The sequence below is a fragment of the Desulfovibrio sp. 1188_IL3213 genome (genome assembly GCF_036763145.1).
Classification (GTDB): Bacteria; Desulfobacterota; Desulfovibrionia; order Desulfovibrionales; family Desulfovibrionaceae; genus Desulfovibrio.
This window is the reverse complement of record NZ_JBAIYR010000015.1, coordinates 1-20283: the sequence shown is the minus strand read 5'-3', so window position 1 is coordinate 20283 and position 20283 is coordinate 1. Positions and strand designations below refer to the sequence as shown.

At 58.0% G+C, this 20283-nt stretch carries 12 protein-coding genes; 2 read left to right on the top strand and 10 right to left on the bottom strand.

From position 1 onward, the window contains the following. The 3 genes from V6C16_RS02000 to V6C16_RS01990 form a co-directional block, all read right to left on the bottom strand. Window positions 1–779, bottom strand: a 779-nt coding sequence (locus V6C16_RS02000) for a transglycosylase domain-containing protein (RefSeq protein WP_333542743.1), incomplete at its 3' end; no start/stop codon positions are given. A 391-nt stretch (window positions 780–1170) separates the two neighbouring features. Further along, window positions 1171–6858 carry an alpha-2-macroglobulin family protein gene (locus V6C16_RS01995; protein WP_333542742.1) on the bottom strand — a complete coding sequence of 1896 codons (5688 nt, stop codon included), beginning with the start codon at window positions 6856–6858 and terminating at the stop codon, window positions 1171–1173. A gap of 48 nt (window positions 6859–6906) precedes the next feature. Beyond that, entirely contained in the window at window positions 6907–7467 is a 561-nt protein-coding gene (locus tag V6C16_RS01990; RefSeq protein WP_333536213.1) for a YqiA/YcfP family alpha/beta fold hydrolase, read from the bottom strand. Between the two features lie 347 nt (window positions 7468–7814). Between V6C16_RS01990 and V6C16_RS01985 the strand changes: the two genes are divergently transcribed. Further along, complete coding sequence (locus V6C16_RS01985) at window positions 7815–8048, top strand: hypothetical protein (RefSeq protein ID WP_333536212.1); 234 nt, start codon at window positions 7815–7817, stop codon at window positions 8046–8048. A gap of 81 nt (window positions 8049–8129) precedes the next feature. On the opposite strand, the gene V6C16_RS01980 is transcribed toward V6C16_RS01985, so the two are convergent. Continuing rightward, entirely contained in the window at window positions 8130–9905 is a 1776-nt protein-coding gene (locus tag V6C16_RS01980; RefSeq protein ID WP_333536211.1) for a formate--tetrahydrofolate ligase, read from the bottom strand. Window positions 9906–10519: 614 nt separating this feature from the next. On the opposite strand from V6C16_RS01980, the gene V6C16_RS01975 reads away from it, so the two are divergent. Further along, window positions 10520–10900 (top strand): prenylated flavin chaperone LpdD, encoded by a 381-nt coding sequence (locus tag V6C16_RS01975; protein WP_333536210.1) that lies wholly within the window; start codon window positions 10520–10522, stop codon window positions 10898–10900. 156 nt (window positions 10901–11056) lie between these two features. Here the strand turns inward: V6C16_RS01975 and V6C16_RS01970 are convergent, their stop codons facing one another. The 6 genes from V6C16_RS01970 to V6C16_RS01945 form a co-directional block, all read right to left on the bottom strand. Continuing rightward, on the bottom strand, window positions 11057–12412 hold the full coding sequence (locus V6C16_RS01970) for a sodium:solute symporter family protein (RefSeq protein WP_333536209.1): 1356 nt from the start codon (window positions 12410–12412) through the stop codon (window positions 11057–11059). Then, a complete protein-coding gene (gene bioA, locus V6C16_RS01965) occupies window positions 12409–14529 on the bottom strand; it encodes an adenosylmethionine--8-amino-7-oxononanoate transaminase (protein WP_333536208.1) in 2121 nt (706 codons plus the stop codon). The genes V6C16_RS01970 and bioA overlap by 4 nt, the downstream gene beginning before the upstream one ends. Continuing rightward, the gene (gene bioB, locus V6C16_RS01960) at window positions 14513–15463 is read right to left on the bottom strand and encodes a biotin synthase BioB (RefSeq protein ID WP_333536207.1); all 951 of its coding nucleotides are present in this window, start codon (window positions 15461–15463) and stop codon (window positions 14513–14515) included. The genes bioA and bioB overlap by 17 nt, the downstream gene beginning before the upstream one ends. A 571-nt stretch (window positions 15464–16034) precedes the next feature. Next, window positions 16035–16433 (bottom strand): MucR family transcriptional regulator, encoded by a 399-nt coding sequence (locus tag V6C16_RS01955; protein WP_333536206.1) that lies wholly within the window; start codon window positions 16431–16433, stop codon window positions 16035–16037. Between the two features lie 335 nt (window positions 16434–16768). Further along, a complete protein-coding gene (locus V6C16_RS01950) occupies window positions 16769–17512 on the bottom strand; it encodes a DUF4851 domain-containing protein (protein ID WP_333536205.1) in 744 nt (247 codons plus the stop codon). Window positions 17513–17899: 387 nt separating this feature from the next. Then, entirely contained in the window at window positions 17900–20119 is a 2220-nt protein-coding gene (locus tag V6C16_RS01945; protein ID WP_333536204.1) for a tetratricopeptide repeat protein, read from the bottom strand. Window positions 20120–20283 lie beyond the last annotated feature (164 nt).

Below are 20283 nucleotides of genomic sequence, written 5' to 3'. Positions count from 1 at the left end.
CGCTGTTTGGCCGGGTCAAGCGTGGTACGCAGGCTGCGGCCGCCGTCCGGCTGCTGCAAAAGCTCAGCGCTCAAATGCGGGGCCGTAAAGGGCAGGTCTTCCGGACCGTATACTCGCAGGGGTGCGTGCTCCTGACGGCCATGCCAGACAGACTCCAAACGGCTGAACGCGGCCATGAAATGCTTGTTGTCGCTGGCAGGACGCCTCCGCACGGGGTTTTGCGGCACAAGCATAAGGGCGGTACTTTCACCGGGAGTGAGTTGTTCCGGCGTTTTGTGAAAATAGACCATTGCCGCTGCCCCAAGACCTTCCACATTGCCCCCGTAAGGTGCAAGGTTGAAGTAGGCTTCAAGGATATCTTCCTTGCTGAAATGCCATTCCAGTTGCAGTGCCAGGACAATCTGGCGCAGCTTTGCGCCGATTTTGCCTGTTTCGAGGCCATGCGCCAGCCGCACCACCTGCATGGTGATGGTAGAGCCGCCCATAAGGCGTTGCCCCGTGAGCAGGGAGACACCCGCACGGGCAAGAGCCGCCACATTGACTCCGGGATGATGCCAATAATAGCGGTCTTCGTAGCGCAAAACAGAGTCCACGGCTGCGGGCGGAATATCCGACAGGCGCGTGTGTATGCGATACTTCTGGTCGTTGGAAAGACTTAAGCGCATGAGGCCGCCCTTGCTGTCGTACACCACGCGCGAAAAGCTGATGCCGTCCAGAGGATGTTTGCAGGGCGCATAGTGCAGCCAGAGCAAAGCCACCCCAAGCGCGACAACAAGCACGGCAACATACCAGCCTGCCGGGCGGATTATCCGTTTCCAGACACGCCCGCCCAAGCCCGCAGGGAATTTACCCGTGCGCTCGGGCGTGGCGGGAGGCTCCCCCTTCCGTGAGGCCGCTGGAACCATAGAGACCATTGTGTTAATTTCGTTTTGCTGCATGTATTTCCGGCCGCAGCGTGACTTTTTATCAGGCAGAGTTTTTAAACACGGATATTTTTAGAAAAACCTGTTTCAGAATTACCGATGTTCAAGGCTCTGCGCTGCAAAAACAAAGAGTTGAAGGACTACTTCAAAAATACGGCCTATGTTTATGGCCTCTGCCCGGCACGTCTGTCATAACAAATCCGCGTCGGGCAGAGGCCGTTTCTCAACAGTGTTTCAATTGCGGGCTTTATTCAATGACCACATAGCCGCCGCCCAATCGGGCATTGGTCGCGGGTTCATACATGGCCTCGGCCACGGCCGAAGGCAGCACAAAACGCCCGCGTGTGGCGGCTCTGACCTTATAGGTGAAGGTTCGTGGCTGCGGTCCGGTGTTTACAAAGAAAATCCCCCTGTCCTCGCGCCGCTCGTGACGTATAAGCCCGTCCTGCGGAGCCGAGGTCGAGTTTTTTTCGAGCACAGGCTCAAAACCGCCGGGCAATAAATCCACCACGACCACGTTGGCATACGGGGAAGGAGAACGCAGACTCAACTCCACAGTAAGCACGTCACCAAGCTTGGCTGTGGTGACAGTCTCTCCGTGGCTGTCGACGTAGCGCCGCTGCAATTCAAGGCCGTTGGAGGCAGGAACAAGCGGCTTGCGTTCAAAGCCCTCGGTCGCCACGTGCAGGTTCCAGCCGCTGTCGCCCCTGGGCAGACTCACCCGGTAATTGAGGCAGCCCGGAGCATCAAGCGCAAGAACGGACGCGCGTTCGCTGTCCGGCTGCTCCGTTGCGGAAAATCCCTGCGCATAACTGGTGCAGATCAGGGAAATCCCCTCGGGAGAGGATGCTTCCGGCCCTGCCATCATGACCAGAGCACGGGATATAAGCCCCATGTCCACAGTGGTTGCCGTGGTGTTGAAGGCTTCGTCCAGCAGTACATCCGTGTTCACCTGCTGGCGCTTTTCAGGAAAATGCCGCAATACCACAGTGGCATGCAGGGCCGCAGCCGCTCCCTGTCCGAGCATGGAATCACCTGTCGCCATACTGAAGGTCGTGGGCATCAGTTGTTCGGCGCGGCTTTTCAGGCGCAGCATGTCGTAGCAGTCGGCCAGAAGCACGGCCACAAGGTCATTTTCCCATCCTTCGGTATTATCCCTGAACCACTGCTCAAGGCGCTCAACTTCCTGCGTCATGATGCGCCCGTCGCGCAGCAGCACCCATGCGCCATAAACCTTGATGCGCCCGTCACTTACATCCACAGGAGAGCGGCGCACCGTATTTTCAAGCGCATCAAGAATGTTTCTGGTCAGCCCTTCAGGCGTGGCAGCGCCACTTTCCCGCAGGGTGAGCAGAAAATCCCCGGCATAGGCGGTTACAAAATCATTGGTCGAAGATCCGGGCCAGAGGCTTACCCCGTCATAATAAACAAAGTTACTGCGTATGGTGTCCAACGCGGCGCTGATAACGGCATTGCCCCGTTTGGCGAGCATTTCCGGAGAAGTGCGCGGGCTGCTGAGCGCCTGTTTGCGCAGTTCCGGCGCAGTAAGCAGGCTCACATACGGCATGGCACGGCTGATAAGCTGCTCGGTACAACCATAGGGATAGGTGTCCAGCCGCGCCAGCAGTGAACGCAGCCCAAGAACGGGCAGAGCCGACACTGTGGCCTGCCCCTGTGCCTCGTACGGATAGAGATCGCGGTTCACGGGCACGTCCGTATCGCCTGTAAGGGCAATGACCTGCTCGGTGCGAACCCTCGGCGCGGGCGGACGCACGGACAGACTCTGCTTCCGCTCGCTGACGCCTGTTTCTCCCTTTCCTTCCAGTGTGGCGGTAAAGCGCACGTCAGCGGAACCCAGCACATCCTGCGCCCGCATGCGAAAGCGCAGCACAGCCTCGCCGTTTTCATTGATGGCGACGGTCTGCGGCTTCTGGCCGTTCAAGAAGACCAGTTCCGGCCCGCAGTCCATAGTTACGGCCACTTTGGCATCTTTGCCGCTGCCTTCCACCGTGTTGGCGATGACCAGTGCCGCGTCAAACTCATCGCCAGGCGCCACAGCCAGAGGCAGAAGCGGCTTCAGGATAAGCGTGCCGCGCACTTCCATATCGGCGCGGGCGCTTCCCGCAGTGGACCGGCCATCATAAACCGGAGTGCTGCCCACGGCCATAATCCGTATGCGCCCGCTTACATAGGCCGGTATGTCAAGGATAATTTCTGCTCCTTCGGGATTGACGACACTCACTTCCTGCCAGAAAGCAAACGGCGGTTCGCCGCGCCTTTTGAACGGATTGAGAAAACGCCCCCCGGCACCGGCTATGTCGCCGCCAAAACCGGGAATACGGCCCTGCAGCCTTGCATGGTCAGGCATAAGAAGATCAAGGGCCTGCATGGTGGATACGTCAAGGGCGCGATCGCCGAGCAACTCACGCAAAGGATCCGGCGTGGCAAAACCGGTGATCTGCAACACGCCCTCATCAACGGCAAAAAGCACAGCCTTGCCGGGTACGCGTGATGTCAGACGCACTTTTACCTTTTCGCCGGGCAACACCCGTTCGGGGGCTGTGATCTTCAGGCCCATGTCGCGCCGGCTCATGCCCACGGTAAAGGGCGCAACCCCATACGTATGGGGATTCATATACACAGCTTCTGAATCCAGAGCGCGCACAAAGGACACGTTGACAAAACCACGTCCTTCAAACTGCCCGGGAATTTGTATCTCCTGCACGCTTTCTCCGGCCTGCGCGCTAAACCACGCATGCGCCAGCACGTTTTCCCTTTCAATGGTAATAAGCCCGGTTCCCGCATATGGCGTGGAAAGGCTCATTTTTATGGTTTCACCGGCTTTGTAATGTTCTTTTTCAAGCTTGAGCCGCAGGTTGCCCTTCGCCAGCGAGCCTGTGGAAAGCCCGGACGGGTCTGCCAGCCTGCTGCCTGCCACGGAATACGGAATAAGCGCCAGAATATTGCCGTTTGCCTGACGCACGGTCACAAGAAAATCACCGGCCTCGGACGTGGGCATGACCCAGGACAGACCCTTCGGCTCCAGATTCACGGTCTGCCGTGTTATTTCCGTATCCACGGGCGTGGCGTCATAATGATATTCGCCCCGTGCGTCTGTAACCAGGCTATTAACGTAGCGGCGGGCTGAAAAAACAATTTCGGCCCCCCGCAGGGATGTCGGCGCAAGGTCATCGTTGACCACCAGAAGGCGCAGTGAGGCACGGGAGTTTTGCGGCACATAGTCCAGATTGTTGGCCTGCTCTTCACCTTTGTAGCCGAGAGCCACCTCAAGAGGAGAAAACAGGGCGGACATCTGACGGGTCACGGCCCTGCCGCCTTCCGGCTCAAAGCCGTCAATCATCAAAGTTCCGTAAAAAGTATTCCCCTGAAGCCTGTCGAGCGGGAGAGGCACGCGGGCCATTCCCTTGCTGTTGGTGAAGACGTCGGGCAGATCCATATACTGGTCCTGCGCGCCGGAAGGCGAAGGATCATAGAAAACATAGTCTTCGTATCCCGGAAAGCGCAAACTTCCCCTGCGGGCATGAAAAGCCGTATGGATACGGTGATTGGCCGCCGGCTCCCCGTAAAGGTTGTCCAGCCTGGCAGCCGCCACGGCAGGAGAAGCCCCTGCGCCTGTGCGTATCCACCCCTTGGGAGCGCCAGGCTCAAAGGAAGTGGACAGGGCCAGGGTGTCGGGCTGGAACTCCTCCACTCGGGTGGATGTGCCCCCGAGCACCGGACCGCTCGATCCGGGCTTGCCCGATGCCAGGCGAATATCCAGACGGTACTGCCCCACGGCGGCGTCTTCGGGGCTGCTCCAGGTGAAGTGCTGCAAGCCCTCATCCCCCACCGTGAACGGGCGACGCATGACCTCGGCCCCGGTGGGACTGACAAGCACCGCCTCCAGGGGCAGATCCGACGGCAGGGGCTGCCAGTCAAACCGGCGCACAATGCAGCCGAAATGCAGTTTTTCGCCGGGCAGGTACAGGCCCCGCTGGCTGAATACGGAAGCGCTCAGGCCGTTGCCCGCAGCGTGGCGTCCGGACACGTCAAAGCTGCTGTAGTTCACATTGCGGGCGTTGTCGTCAAGAGAAAGCCAGGCCATATCCTGACCACCAGGAACCGCCGCCAGCGCCACAACAGCCACAGGCCGTTTTTCACGCTCCAGTCCCACGACTGAAGGCAGATCCGCCCTGCCCTGCGCATTGGTATGCGCGCTGCATACAGGCAGGCCGTTGGCGCCAAGAAGGCGCACTTCGGCGTTGGCCGCGGGTTTGCCTGTAGCCAGATTTTGCACAAATACCGCGCGGGAACCGTCAGCGGCCGTTTTCACGCTCAGCCCCATATCAGTAACAAGCAGCAGACGTGAAACCACTGTCTCCTGCCCGCCTTCATTACGCCCGGTGACAGTCATGCGCATGAGACCGTGCCTGGGACCATCCTGCCCGCGCAAAAGCGGCGCCAGATCAAGAACGCCAAAAAAAGCTTCACCCGGCGTCTTTCCACCGCCAAAGCCGCGCATATCCAGATTGCCCTGAACCGCATCACTCATGACGGTAAAGTCAGCCTCATTTTCTTCAAATCCCGAATCCTTCGCCAGAAGAGCCAGAAAAGGATCGCGCACCCGCTCGGCCCGCCACTGTATATCGGTCAGGCCCACGGCGTAGATATCAAGTTTTTTGTCGCCGCTGAGCGTAAGAATATTGCCGGGCTGAAGGAAAGACAGCTCCGATCCCAGAGGAGGCGCGGTGAGGATAAAGCGGCGCGCCTCCGTAAGCGGCAGTCCCCCGGTGGACACAAGACCGTTTTTTACCGTTGCCAGCAGCCCGCGCCCGGCACCGACCGGTATACGCAACGTAATGGTGTCAGTGGCCTCGTCCGCAGGCTGAAGAAGCTGGGGCTGCAATTTTTCTCCCCGCTTGACATCATTGGCGCTGATGGCGGGCATTTTTGTCCAGTCAGTTTCCTGCCCGGCCTCCGGGGTCATTTTTTCAGGCAGCCGGATCACCTCAAGATGCCGCAACAGATCGGAAGGCAGCACGCGCAGGCTGGTTTTGACAACCAGATGATATTCTTTTTCCAGGTCCTGGCCGTAGGCTGGCTGCACAACCACATTCTGGACATTCATGATGCGGTCGCGACCGATGACCGAAAACAGTGTCTCCACATTTTCCGCCTTGCCCGCCCTGCTCTTGCGTACAGTACGTTTGCCGCCCTTTTCAATGAAATCGGGCAGACCTTTCACACGCAGCACGGCAGAGGCGCTTTCTTGGGGCAGCGACAGGACCGGAGCGGAAACCACCACTTCAGTACGTTTTTCGTTCCAGACGAACCGCAGCGCGCCAAAAGACAGACCGCTTTTGGCATTGCTGGCCTGAAGGCTGATGCCTTTTTCCATCTGCTGCGGACTGACCGGCCAGATAAACTGCACAGGCACGGAAATGGCGTGAGCGCCTTTGGCCGAGGGATCTGTCCAGAAGGTTTCCTTGCCGGTACGCGCGGCCTGGGGCTGCGTGGTATACGTCAGCTGCCGGTTCACGGAAAAGCGCGAAGGCAGGGATACTTTTTCAAGGGAGATCGTATAGGTGGTTTGCGGACGCAAGTGCTTTTCAGGAGTAAAGGTCATGCTCGACCCATGCTGCCAGCGCCACTCCCCGGGCGTATCCGGGGTCATGACCACGCCCTCCACAAGCGCTCCCGGCTGCCCGGCGGGTGGTCCGGAGCACTGTCGTGACCAGTCCGAGCCGTACTGTTTTTTGCAACGGTCCACATCCACCGCAAAACTTATGGACAGTCCGGCCGCCTCCCGCCAGTTGTCTTCTTCAGGCAGACTGGTTCGCGCTACCCGATAGGCAGGCCCGGCCAGTGCTGTGGCGGCAATACACAAAAGCATGCCAAAAAGGGCAAGGCCGGATACAAGATATTTTTGAAACATAGAGTATTGTCTCCACAGGGTTATGCAAAGCCGTAGCGCGAGATATGTTTACCGCTGCCAGGCGGATAGTGTGTTTATGATGGTTTCATCAAGAGCAGCCAAGCTGTGGCCGTCATCGGTCTCATGAATGCGGGCATGATTTTTCCAGTACGCGCGGGCCTCTGCCGGGTCCAGCAAGGTATCGGCACGGCCGAGCACCACCAGGCGCTCTACAGGAGTTTTGCGTGCATCGAAAAAAATCGCGTAGCTGTCACACATTTCATTCGTGAATTCCCAGCGCTGCCCGCCATGAAAATAGGTGTTTGGCCCCACAAATTGCCGCAAGGACTGAGCAGGACGCACCACAGGATTGAAAAGCGCGCAGTTACAGCCAAGCAATGCCGACAACTGCGAAGCGTAAAAGCCGCCAAGAGAGGATCCGGCCAAGGCCAGCGCCTCGCCCGCCTCCTCGCGCAAGGCCAGCGCCTGAACGTGCAAGCGCGCAAGATTTTCAGGAAAAAGCCCGCTGGAAGGGTAATCCAGCGCTCTGGCATCGGGAAACACCCTTCGCAACAAACCAAAAGTATTACTGGCAGGACTGGAGTTAAAACCGTGTATATAGGCAATCATACCGACACCTTAATAGTTTTGGCCCAGAACCCGTGGCGTGATTGGGCGGTTCATTGCCATTGATAAAATTGCCGTGAGAAACGCGGAGGGACGGAAAGCATTTTTCTGGACGTTGGCAAGGGTATGCATGCCGGGCATGGCTGCAATGGAAGAAGCTTCCTTGAGCAGTAATCAGAATATCTCCTGATATTGTCCCTGTCAAACAAGGACCTTCCGCACAGCGGCCAGCATCCGGCAAGGCGTGACAACTCCGTCCGGTAAAAGCCGTTATGGCCGGTGCGGCGCGGTAAAATGATACACGACGCAATCCAGTCAGCACCACTATCTGCCCCGCTCAGGCGGTCTCAATGACAAAGCTGAAAGCATTTCGGTGTAAAAAACCACCAAAGCAACTTCACTTTGAAAGTGTTCTGACGGCCACTCAAACTGACGCCGCCACGAAAGACAAAGCGCAGCTTCAGCCGCTGCCAAAGGGTGTACGGCTGAAGCTGCGCTGTCTGCACGGCTATGCGCTCCAGAGCAATTTCACTTTGAAATTGCTCTGGCGACTGCGTGAGCAGACGTTCGCTACGGAGGCGTAAGCGCAGTTTATCTGCGCGGTTAAGCATCGAAGCGAGCGTGGCTTAAACTTTGAGAACGGACATTCCCAAAGTTAATCTGCTCTAAAAAAGTCCTGTTACCTTGCCGGTTTCCACGTCCACATCAATATTGCGGAAAGCGGGTTTTGAGCCAGTACCCGGCATCAGGCTGATGTCGCCGGACACCGGAGCGACAAGCCCCGCGCCGCCAAAGAAAAGCACGTCACGTACATGCAGTTTCCAGCCTTTGGGTACGCCCTTGAGCGTGGGCTTGTCAGACAGGGAGTATTGGGTTTTCACCATGCAGACGCCCAGTTCATTGGCATCGGGTCTTTCCTGCAGATCTTTGAGCCGCTGTGCAGCAAGCGGTTCAAACTCCACCCCGTCAGCCCCGTAAACGTCCTTGGCAATCGTAGTGATGCGCTCGGCAAGGGGCAAGCTCCAATCGTAGAGCGGCCGGAATTCGTTCTTTTCATTGCAGGCGTCCGTAACGGCGTCAGCAAGTTCCAGTGCGCCCTCTCCGCCCTTTTCCCAATGCTCCGACAAGGCCACCCTTGCTCCGGCCTGTTCACAAATGCGGCGGATGGCATCCACCTCTGCCTTGGTATCGGTATGGAATTTGTTGATGCAGACCACCGCGGGTACGCCCGAGCGCCGGACAATGCCCAAATGGTGCAGCAGGTTGGCGCATCCGGCTTCCACAAGGCCCACATCTTCACGGGTATAAGGTTCGGGCAATGCCTGGCCGGGCTTGGGCTGGGGAGCGCCGCCGTGATTCTTGAGCGCCCGCACGGTAGCCACAACCACAGCCGCATCGGGCGTAAGGCCGCTGTAATGGCATTTGAGGTTCCAGAACTTCTCGTAGCCCATTTCTGCGGCAAAACCAGACTCCGTCACATGATAGTCACTGAGCTTGAGTGCCACCCTGTCGGCAATGACCGAGCTTTGCCCAAGGGCAATGTTGGCGAAAGGCCCGGTATGCACGAAAACGGGCTGTCCTTCGATGGTCTGGATAAGGTTGGGTTTGACGGCTTCCACCAGCCAGGCAGTCATGGCCCCGGCAACGCCCAGGTCACTGGTGGTCACGGGCTTGCCGCTGCGATCGTGCGCCAGCACCATGCGGCCCATGCGCTCGCGCAGGTCGCGCAGGTCGCGGGCAATGGAAAGAATGCACATGACTTCAGAAGCAACGGTAATATCAAAGTGCGAGCGCATCATAAAACCGTCGTTGCGCCGCCCGTCACCCTCGATGCCGATAATGATATTGCGCAGGGCCTGGACGCAAAAGTCCATAACCCAGCCGGTGTTGATTCTGGTGGGATCAATATTCAGGCGCGCCATGCCCGAAAGCTTTTCCAGCGTGGCATCGTCATAGTTGCGCTCATGCTGCATGCGCGAGGTCAGGGCTGTCATGCCAAGATTGTGGGCCGCGCCAACGGCATGAAGGTCGCCGGTGAAATTGAGAGAATATGGGGTCAGCGGAATGCATTGTGAAAGCCCGCCGCCGGCGGCGGAGCCTTTCATGCCCATGGTGGGACCGCCGGAAGGCTGCCGAATGGCCGCCGAAGAGCGCCGCCCGCGCCGTGCAAGGCCCTGCACAAGACCGATGGTGGTTGTGGACTTGCCCTCTCCCAACGGTGTGGGGGTGATGGCTGTGACATCAATGTACTTTCCGTCGGGACGGTCTTTTAGCCGTTGCATCACGGCCTGCTGCTCAACCTTGCCCATATAATGCCCGTACGGCAGCATTTCAGCCTTTTCAAGGCCCAGTTCCGTTGCCAGGGTTTCAATGGTTTTCATGCGGGATTCCGCATCAAGGGCGATTTTCCAGTCAGGATGCTTGGTAGGGTCCAAAGTCATGGCAGCTCCATATCGTTGTTGCATGTTCTATGGCACGTTCCGGCGGGCATGGCTGCCCGCCCGTAAAAGCAGTTTTCGCTTCGGGCCAGTCGCCTCTGCCGACTTTTCCGATCTTGCAGCGCGCGACGCAAAGACAGGTATTCTGTCAAAACAACCAATCCGAGAAACTGAACATATGCTCCAGATGCAGAATATTTCAACATTACGAATCTGCACCTTCTGCGTTTTTACGGCTTCTGCCGGCACGCCTGACGGCGCTGCTTGCCTGGCAACTTCTTGGCGCAACAGTTAGAGCATTTAACACTTGAAATGCTTGCTTACGGCAGGTAAAAGCCTGCCGGCTCGCATTTCGTGGCAAGGATTTTCAGGAAAATCCTTGCAGAGCAGTTGACTCGTTTCATTCGTAAACTGCTCTAGCGGTGACGTGCGTTGCTGTGATGGACATCGCCTTCCAGCACCCGCGCGTGTGGCAATCGTAAAATGCAATTGCCTGAACGTACAGGCTACCCAAACCTGTCTCCGCGCCAGCCCACTGCCAGCCCTGTCTTGCGGGACACGCCGCCGTGCGCTATGTTGGCCGCGCTTTCAGCGGCACGTCTTTTACCGGAGAAAACATGAAACTTACCGCCAGACACGGCAGGCTTGCCCTGACGTTGCGCGTATTACGCCTGGGGCGTGACCTGCAGGTCATATGCAGCGGCGGCCAGGCTCACATAGGCGCTGTGGCTGTTGCAAGCCCCCTGCCCCCGCATGCGCAGAAAACAGAACATCACGTCCAACTCATGAGCCTGCCCGGACACCGCGAAGATATGCTGGCTGCCCGGATGGCCCGCCACCTGGCCGATGCTCTGGACTGCACGGTATGCGTGAGTGCCGGCATTCATTTTGATTGTATCACCAAAGAAGAAATAGAGCGAGTGCTCAACCTGGCCGCGACCCTGACGGATCGTTGTGCGGCCAGATTGAAGCAACCCGCGAAGGACTGCGTATGCTGACTGTTAACGACTTGGAAATTTTTGAAAAATACATCCTTTCAGGCCAACTGGAACAAGATTTTAAAGACGGCTGCGAAAATGACCGTTTTTACCTTCTCGAACTGCTGGAAAAACTGATGGACGTCTCAGAACTGGCGGATGCTGCGGCCACGAGGCTCATATTCCGTGGTCTGCCTGTACCCCCGCCCCCTTCTCCACAGACTGGGGAGAACGGCGCGCCGCCGCAAGGCTCATAACCAGCGAAAACGTCAGACCCGCAAAACTCCAGTCGCTGATGCCGGTAAGCGCTGCGGTCAGCCCCATCAGACCGCCGCCGAGAATGGCTACAGCCATGCCCCAGGAGCTGAAACGCACCTTGCCGTGCAGCAGCATGCCTATAAAAACCGGCGGCACAACGCCGCAAACATAAATATCGTTCGCCATAAGCAGCAAAGAAAGGATTCCCCTGCCGGGCAAGGCCAGCACAAGCCCCATCAGGCCGAGAAGAATCAGGCAGATGCGGCACGTTTTCACACCTGGTTTGCGCAGGATATCGTTGCTGCATACGGAGGCGGCAGTGATCAGGCAGGAATCCGCCGCTGAAAAAATGGCGCTGAAAATTCCCAGCAGAATGAGCGTGGCGGCCCATTCGGGCAGATGGGACAAAAGGGCCGTGGTCAGCACCTGTTCCGGGGGGGTGCCTGCGGGAACCAGATCGCGGCAGGATATGCCGAGAACAACGATCAGGGTTGCGGTAAGCGTCAGCCCCGCAGCGGCCATCAGCCCACCCTTGCGGGCGGCATGCTCATCGCGGGCACTGAGCATTCTGCCGAAAAGCATGGGGCATACCACATAGCTGCCGCCAAGAATGCAGAGAAAATAACGCAGTTTAGAAGCGGGGAACTGCTCGTTGAGAACCTCAACCTGCACGGCAGTGATGGCCTCACCGCCCCCCAGATGCAGCGTAAGCATCAGGGCCGTCAACAAGGATAAAAGAAGAATGGCGAACTGCCATATATCCGTTTTCATTACAGAAGCCTGTCCGCCTGCCAGGGTATGCCCCACAAGAACGGCCGCCCCCACAAACATGGCCACATTTTTGTCAACGCCCGCCAGCGGCGCAATAATCGTAGCCAGAGCGCTGAATTGGGCGGCCAGAATAGCCAGCCAGGCCGTCACGATGATGACAGACGCCAGAGGACGGCTGGGCGCGCCGAGAAAGGTGGTGAGCATTTCGGGCATGGTCATGGCCCCGCTGCGGCGCACCTTGCGGGCCAGAAAAAGGCTCAGCAGCACAAGACCCGCCGCGCCGGACAAAAGCCACCATATGGCCGGCGTTCCCACCTGCCAGGCCAGACCGGCCATACCCATTGTGGCCGAACCGCCCACGCACGACGCAACAATGGAAAGGGCAACCACATTGGCGGAGCAGCTCCGGCCATTGACAAAGTATGTTTCTTTGTCAGGGGAGCGCCGAGCCGTTATCCAGGCCAGAAGAAACAATACGGCAATATAGATCAGAAGAAATATCACGGCAGATGCGCCCCCTGGCGCAGGGCTTCTTCTACCGCAGCGCACAGCCGAAGCGTATCCCCGGGGGGCGTCACATAAGGCGGCATAAGGTAGATAAGCCGGTTAAAGGGACGCAGCCACACCCCCCGGTCCACAAAAAAAGCCTGTAGCGCGCGCGTGTTGACAGGCGCCTTCATTTCCACCACCCCAATGGCTCCCAGCACGCGAACATGGGCCACACCGGGCATATCCTTGCACGGGGCAAGCCCCGTGCGCAGGTCGCGCTCGATATCTTTCACCTGTTGCCGCCACTCGCCGGAAGCAAGCAGGTCCAGGCTGGCTCCTGCCACCGCACAGGCCAGAGCATTAGCCATAAAAGTAGGCCCGTGCATGAAGACCCCGCCGTCGCGGCAAATGCCCTCGGCCACGCGCCCGCTGCATACCGTGGCAGCCAGGGTAAGCATCCCCCCGGTAAGGGCCTTGCCGCAGCAGAGAATATCCGGGCTGATGCCGGGCCACTCCGCAGCGAACATTTTACCCGTGCGGCCGAAACCCGTGGCAATTTCATCAAAAATAAGCAAGGTATCGGCATCGCGGCACAACTGCGCCAGCCCGCGCAGGTAGTCCGGGTGATAAAACCACATGCCCCCTGCTCCCTGCACCACTGGCTCAAGGATTACCGCGGCGATCTTTTTTCCGTGCTGCTCCAGCATCTGGCGGGCATGATTCAGGCTGGACGGATCAAAAGGCTGATCAAATCCGCAGGAAGGTTGCTCCATAAAAAGCTGGCGCGGCAACATGCCTGCGAACAGGCCGTGCATGCCGGTCACAGGGTCGCATACAGACATGGCCCCGATAGTATCGCCGTGGTAGCCCCCGCGTGGAGTCAGAAAACAGGTGCGCTCCGTCTCGCCCCTGGCATGCTGGTATTGCAGCGCCATCTTGAGGGCCACATCAACCGCCACAGAGCCGGAATCAGAAAAAAAGACACGCTCAAGGCCATCGGGCATAAGGCCAAGCAGCCTTTCAGCCAGGGCCACGGCAGGTTCGTGCGTAAGCCCGCCAAACATGACATGGGGCATGCGCCCGGCCTGGCTGTGCAGGGCGCCAAGCAGATGCGGATTGTTGTAACCGTGTACCGCCGCCCACCACGAGGACATGCCGTCCACAAGTTCCCTGCCGTCCGCCAGAACAATACGGTTCCCCCAGGTGCGGCGCACGGCGTTAAGCGGAGGAAAGTCCAGGGCCGAAGCGTAAGGATGCCAAACGGCTGCCCTGTCCCTGCGCACCAGTTCGCGCTCTTCGGATGTCTGCCCGGCAGGGGCAGATTCAGGCCAGGCCTGAGCCATGCGCAAGGCCACAGGGGTCAGCAGACGGGCCAGTTCATCCCACCCGCTTTCATCCAGGGTTTTCAGACGCGGCAATTCCACCACAGGGGCATCGCAGCCGGCACGGGCAAGCCGATAGCGCAGAAGATTGGCATTGTCCGCCAGCATGGCCGGCGTATCAACTCCAGGGCAACCCGCAGCAGGGTCAGCCGAGGGAACAAGCGCCAGACCGGCCAGTTCAAGGCCGTTGTGGCGCAGAGCGTCAATGGAAAGCAGGATATGGTTCAGACAGCCGAGGTAGTTGCCGGCCACAAGAAAAACAGGCAAGCCCAGAGCAGCCATAACATCCAGCATGTCCTCATTTTCATTAAGCGGCACATGCAGGCCGCCCGCCCCTTCCAGCAAAAAGGCCCGGGCGGGAACATCAGCCCAGTGGGCAAGAATGTCCGCGCGCAGGCCCATGCAGTCCAGCTTTTTCCCTTCCCGTGCAGCGGCAAGATGCGGCGACGCGGGCAGTGCAAAACAGTGCAGCACAACCGCCGGGTCAAGGCTGCCCATGCAGGAAACACCCGACACGGCCTGTGTGTATACAGCCGCATCAGACAGGGCCGCAACGGCGGATGCGTCCGAAGCAACTCCTGTCTGCACCGGTTTGACCGCCTGAACGGCCATCCGCGCCTGCCGCAGGGCGCGCAAAAGAGCGCCCGTGCATACTGTTTTGCCCACGTCCGTACCTGATCCCGCCACAAAAACGCCGCGCAAAGGTTCGCGCATGCGGTCAGGAATACAACGCTCAGCAGTGCTGGTCACAATCAACCTCCAGACCAAGGGAATCAATCATGGCAAGATCGTCAGCCAGGCCGCGCCCTTGAGTCGTCAGGTAGTCCCCGGTCATAAGGGCATTGGCCCCGGCTGCAAAAACCTCTTTTTGTCGCGCCCCCAGAACCAGCGGCCGTCCTCCGCAGATGCGCAAGGCGGCCGTGGGCAGTATATGCCTGAAAACAGCCACAATGCGCAGGGCTTCTGCTGCTGTAAGCGGTTCCCTGTCGGCAAGCGGTGTCTCCGGGTGAGGATGCAGAAAATTCATCGGCACATGCCCTACCCCCAACGCCTTGAGAGCAAAGGCAAATTCTATGCGGTCACGCCAGCTTTCCCCAAGGCCGAACAGGCCGCCGGTGCAGGCAGTCATGCCCACGCCCAAAACGCGCTCCACAGTGGCCTTGCGCTGATCCCACGTTTGCGTGGTGCAGATGTGCGGATAATACTGGCGGGAAGTTTCAAGATTATGATGATAACGGTCAAGCCCCACATCGGCCAACTGGGCAAGCTGAACGGCGGAAAGCTTGCCCAAGGACGCGCAGACGCGCTTGAGCGCATGGCCCGGCAAGGAGCGCAGCACCTCCAGCAGCCGGTCGAATTCTTCGCCGCTCAGCGCTCCGCCACTGGTCACCACACCTATTCGCGCCACAGGCTGGGCTGCCAGGGCCAGAATTCGCCCGCGCAGTTCTTCGTCAGGCAAAAGAGGGAAGGTTTCAATGGGGGTATGATTATGCCTGCTTTGCGAACAAAAACGGCAATCCATGCCGCAATTGCCGCTGCGGGCATTGATGATGGCGCAAAGCGTTACCCTGTTGCCAAAGGCCGCCCTGCGCAGATGCGCAGATGCGGCAAAAAGCTCTTCTTCCGAAAGCGATACAAGCTTCAAAGCCTCGACGGGATTTTCCGCCGCACGAATTTCTGTCATGACCCGATCCTGAACATCTGAAGACGGCAACCAGCCTGCCTGGCCCGCGCCTTTCAGCAATAAATGTCAACGCCGTGCGATCCCGGCGTTCCGGCAGGCGCGCTGAAAACTGGCCGTAGAACGGCGTATTCGAAGCAGGAGTTAAATGCGCTCCGGCGCAATGCACGAACGCAACCCCTTCACCTAGAGCAGATTAACTTTGAGAATATACATTCTCAAAGTTTAAGGCACGCTTACTTCGGCGTTTAACCGCGCAGATAAACTGCGCTTACGCCTCCGTAGCGAACGTCTGCTCACGCAGCCGCCAGAGCAATTTCAAAGTGAAATTGCTCTAGGCATACCATAAGGCATGGCGCTGTGGCAGCCGCTGCACAAAAGCCTGCCCCGAAGCCGCATCATCACCTTTTTGCGGACTTGAAGGGCCAAGTGAACCTTGCAAAAACTTGAACATATACTTTCAGCATTACAATGCACCAGATCAAGCGTCATGCCGTAAGGCTTTGCGCAGAGGACGCACGGCCTTGATGCAGGATGCAAAAAGCCCGCCTGACGGCGGGCCGGTAAGCAAACGCTATTGGGCTTTACGCCTCTTTTCCCACAACTTCATGTCTTTCATTTTTTTGCGGCGCTCACGCTGAAGGGCCTTGCAGACAAGGGGAGCGTCTTTCTTGAAGCCCCATTTTTCGCGGTATTCCGCAGTGGTCATATCATGACCGGCCAGATGGCGCTTGGTCAGAATCTTGAAGCTTTTGCCGCACTCAAGGCAGGTGACGGACTTTTCCTTGACGGATTTGCGGCCTTCCTGAGCCATTTCCGTGCTGTCCATTTCGGAAGGAGCTTCACCTTCGGCAACCGCGCGGATGCCGAGAGCGACCTTTTGAATAAAAGTTGCAATCTCTTCCTCGCTCATCACGCGCACACCGGCTTGTGCTCTGGTAATTTCCAGAGCTTCTTTCAAATAATCGTCCATAATTACCCCTTATGGTCATCTTAATGATCCGCTGAACATGTACTATAGAAGACACGTTTGTTTTCAAAACAGATCAGTTTTTCAAGTTCAGAATTCCAATTGGCAGAACATACACATGCCTTATTATTTCGTCAATGTAGCAATGCCCATAAAAAAAAACATTTTACAAACATTATTATAGGTATTTGAAGTGGTTTTTTCCTTTTGCCGCGCCATAGGGCCAAGTTTCATGAACCATAATTGGCTTTAACGTGCAACGGCCGCCCGAAACACGTGTTTCGGGCGGCCGTTGCCGTACTGGTTGTATGCAAGAAAAACTGATTATTAATAATGGATCAGTTCATCTTGAAAACATCATATCTTGATGCAGTGCCAAGAAAACGTTGATCCATGAACTGCCAGCGCACGTTTTGGATGTAGGGATCCGCAAGCCCGTCCAGGCTCCCGGGTACAGGTCCGACCGCAAAAGCGTTACGGGCGCGCTGCTCGAAGGCTCTCAACTGGTCGGTCTGTCCAATGGTCAGCACTTCAAGAAATTCCATCTGCGGCGGCAACGGTTCACGGTACTCAAGAATGACCTTATCGGTATTGAAGTTGAACCGTGAGGTAAAGCTGCGCACAAGCCATCGCATGGGCGGCGTATCCTGCTGCACTCCGGCCAGCAGGGCAAAGGGGTCACGCGAACTATCGGTTATGAAGGTGCAGGCGACAAAGGGTGTATCGCCAATGACCTCCGTGGCCTGATCCACACTGAACGGCGGCGTGGAGTCGCTGTTCCAGTACCAGCCCTGCGGCAGTTCAACCTGGGCCACGATAGCAAGAGGCGAACGCGGCTGGCCCTGGCCGTAGGCCGCCATCCAGACCGACACAGGCAGGCCGCCCATCACGCCGGTCCAGTCCAGGTTGACCTGCCCCTGCCCACCGGCAATCAGCGGCATATCCTTAGCGGCCAGACTGATGGCCGGACGAGCTGTAGACACGTAGACAGGCCCGACCATTCCCCGCTGCAAGGCGGCATTACAGCCGGCAGTCAGCACCAGCAGCAGGGCCAGAAAACAGAATTGACGCATTTTTTTCATGTGATCTCCCTTCGGGGTCATGCCGCCGCGCAAAATGCGGATACAAATAATGACAGTGATACATGTAAACTTGTTTTCTGAAAAGCCGCCAATATGCGGCATACGATTTTTTGTGCCTGTTGCCCGCACATCAGCAACAGGACATCGTATACCGCACCGCGCAAGCAACATTCTGCTTTTGAGGTTTACTTTTCCTGAGTTGCACGACACTCACCACACCGCTTCACAGCGCACATGCAAGCGCTGCCGTCCTCATGCGCACCCCTTCGGGCAACAGGCAATGCGGCTTCATGTCCTGGCGGCGGGCGTTTGCCCTTGCAACGCCGAAACAGTCTCAAGCTGAAGCAATTCCATTGGGAGCAGCCCAGGGGAAGGTTGCTCTTCCCCTCACTGTGGCTGCCCCGGAGAGGCTTGTTGCCCCGTTGCGGGCTGTTGCCCCGCCGAAGCGCCGCCGGGCAGAAAGTTCTGCAGGTCGCGCGAAACCTCAAAGGTTCGCAGCTCTCCTGCCGCCGCCTGGGCAAAGGGCGAATTGGGATAATTGCGAACAATATCCTCCAGCAAGGCCTGAGCGCGCGCCGCATCTCCCAGTTTGCGGTACAGGCGCGCCTCGCGAAAGCGCAGACCGGGATATTCCGGCGATTCCGGCGGTGCATAGGCATTATAGCGGCCCACCCATTCCAGCGCTTCGGGGATGCGGTTGGCAACCTCGCTGATGTCCATAAGCGCGGCCATGGCATCCTTGATGCGTTGCGGGTCAGCCTTGTCCGAACGCTCATCCTGAAGCCGGGTAAAAAGGTCTATAACCTTACGGTTCAGTTCGTAAGAGTTCTTTATATCCTTGCGCTGTTCGGCATCGCGGGCCAGAAAGTAGGTGGCGTAAGCCCGTTGGTAAAGCGGTATGTCCTGCCGTTCCGCCAGTTGCGCCCACATGGCGAGGGCGGGACCGGCCAGATTGAGGTTTTGCGCGGACAACGCCAGGGCGTAGTCAAGCTGGTTACGCAACGGTCTGTTCATGGGCCAGGCAGAAACCAGCTTTCCCAGGTCCAGCACCTTGTCCCACGCGCCAGCCTTGAGGTAACGGTTGAAAAACTCCGTAAAAGCGGCTTCGCCGTAATTGGGATCCATAGGACTTTTCAGGAATTCGGCCATCATCTCAAGGGCGGCGGTTTCATCCCCACGCTCCAGCATGCCCTGGGCAAGCGCATAACGCATTCGTGGGTCAAGCACGCCATAGCGTTCGCGCACCAGAGGAAAGCCATTCCATAAAATCAGAATGCGCCCGTAATTGCCCTCAGCCAGAGAATTGTTCAGTTCCTGCTGAAAAGACGCCCAGATAAGGTCCCTGGCCTGGGGAACATTGGCGTTTTCGGGATAGGCATCAATAAAATCCGCAGCTTTGCCCATGGCTTCGGTATATTTTTTATCCCAGTAAAGCCACATGGCCTCTTTCAGACGGGCCAGAACAGCCGCAGGAGCGGTTTTTGAAGACGCCGCAAGATCATTGTATACCTTCCAAAGCGCACCGCCTGTATCGCGCGCAAAAACCGCGCTCATTTCAGCATAGCTGATGGGCGAATCATAGATGCCCTTTTCCGCCAGGCGCAAACGGGCAACCGCGGCAGACGGCGCACCCGCAAACGTTCGCTCCACATAGCGATACACAAATTCCGCGCTGATCCAGCCGCCCTGCCGGGCGTACATGTCTCCGAGGCGCAGCAAAAGCGTGTCGTTGCCCTCGTGGCCGGGAACAAGGTTGTAATACAGCCAGTACAGGGCAAGCGCAGGGCCGGTCTTGCCGAGAGCTTCGTCGTTGCTGGCCTGCAAAAGCAGAAAAGACGGCTCATCAATGTAGTAGCGCGGCCAGCGCTTGCTTATGAAGTCCAGAATAAGCTGAGCATTCTGAAATTTTTTCTGCTTGTTGAGGGCTTCCGCCAAACCCACGGAAGCCTCCTGCAAGTAGGAAGATTCCGGGTATTTATCCAGCACCATTGAAAAAGACTGCTCTGCCCTTTCGTCAAGCCCTCGCTTGAGCTGCGCCTTGCCAAGGGCGGTAAAGCCCTGGGCCACGCCGGGATAGTCCGGGTAGCGGCGCAGCAAGGCAACAATATAGCCGCCCGCGTCCACGAGGTTTCCCACATTGACGTTGACCAGCCCAAGACGCAGCAACGCCTCGGGTACCCGGGGCGAACGCAGGTTGGCATTCATGGCTTCGCTGGTGGAAGACACAATGGCCTCATATCCTGCCAGCGGATTATCCGCATACCTCGCCCATGTGCAGTCGCTGATGTAGTACAGGGCTTTTTCAAGCATTTCCGGCTGCAGCCCCGGCAGGCTCCTGAGCTTTTCCAGCTGCGGCAGGGCTTCGATGTATTTGCGCTCACGGATGAGCCTTTCGGCCTCTTCCATGACGATTTCCGGATTAACGGGCTTTGGGACGGGATTTCCCTGTTCATCCACATAGATGACCGGACGCTCTTCGGACGCCTTGGCTTTGTCGTCCTCGGATTGCTGGGCAGCGGGAAGGCCCACGGTCTGTTCATTCACCTTGCCGGATACCGCCCCGGCCTCAGGCCGTTTCTCTTGCCTGGTCATGGCCGGATCGGCCACAGTTTTTTGCTCCGGCGCGACCGCTCCCTCCGTTGAAGCCGCATTCTGCGTGGAACCGGAGACAACATTTCCTCCGCTTGCAGCAGGGTTTATCGGTTCAGGCGCGGCGCTGGGCATGCCGCCGGGGGGTGTTCCTTCCGCCCCAGGCGCTTTTACGGGCGCAG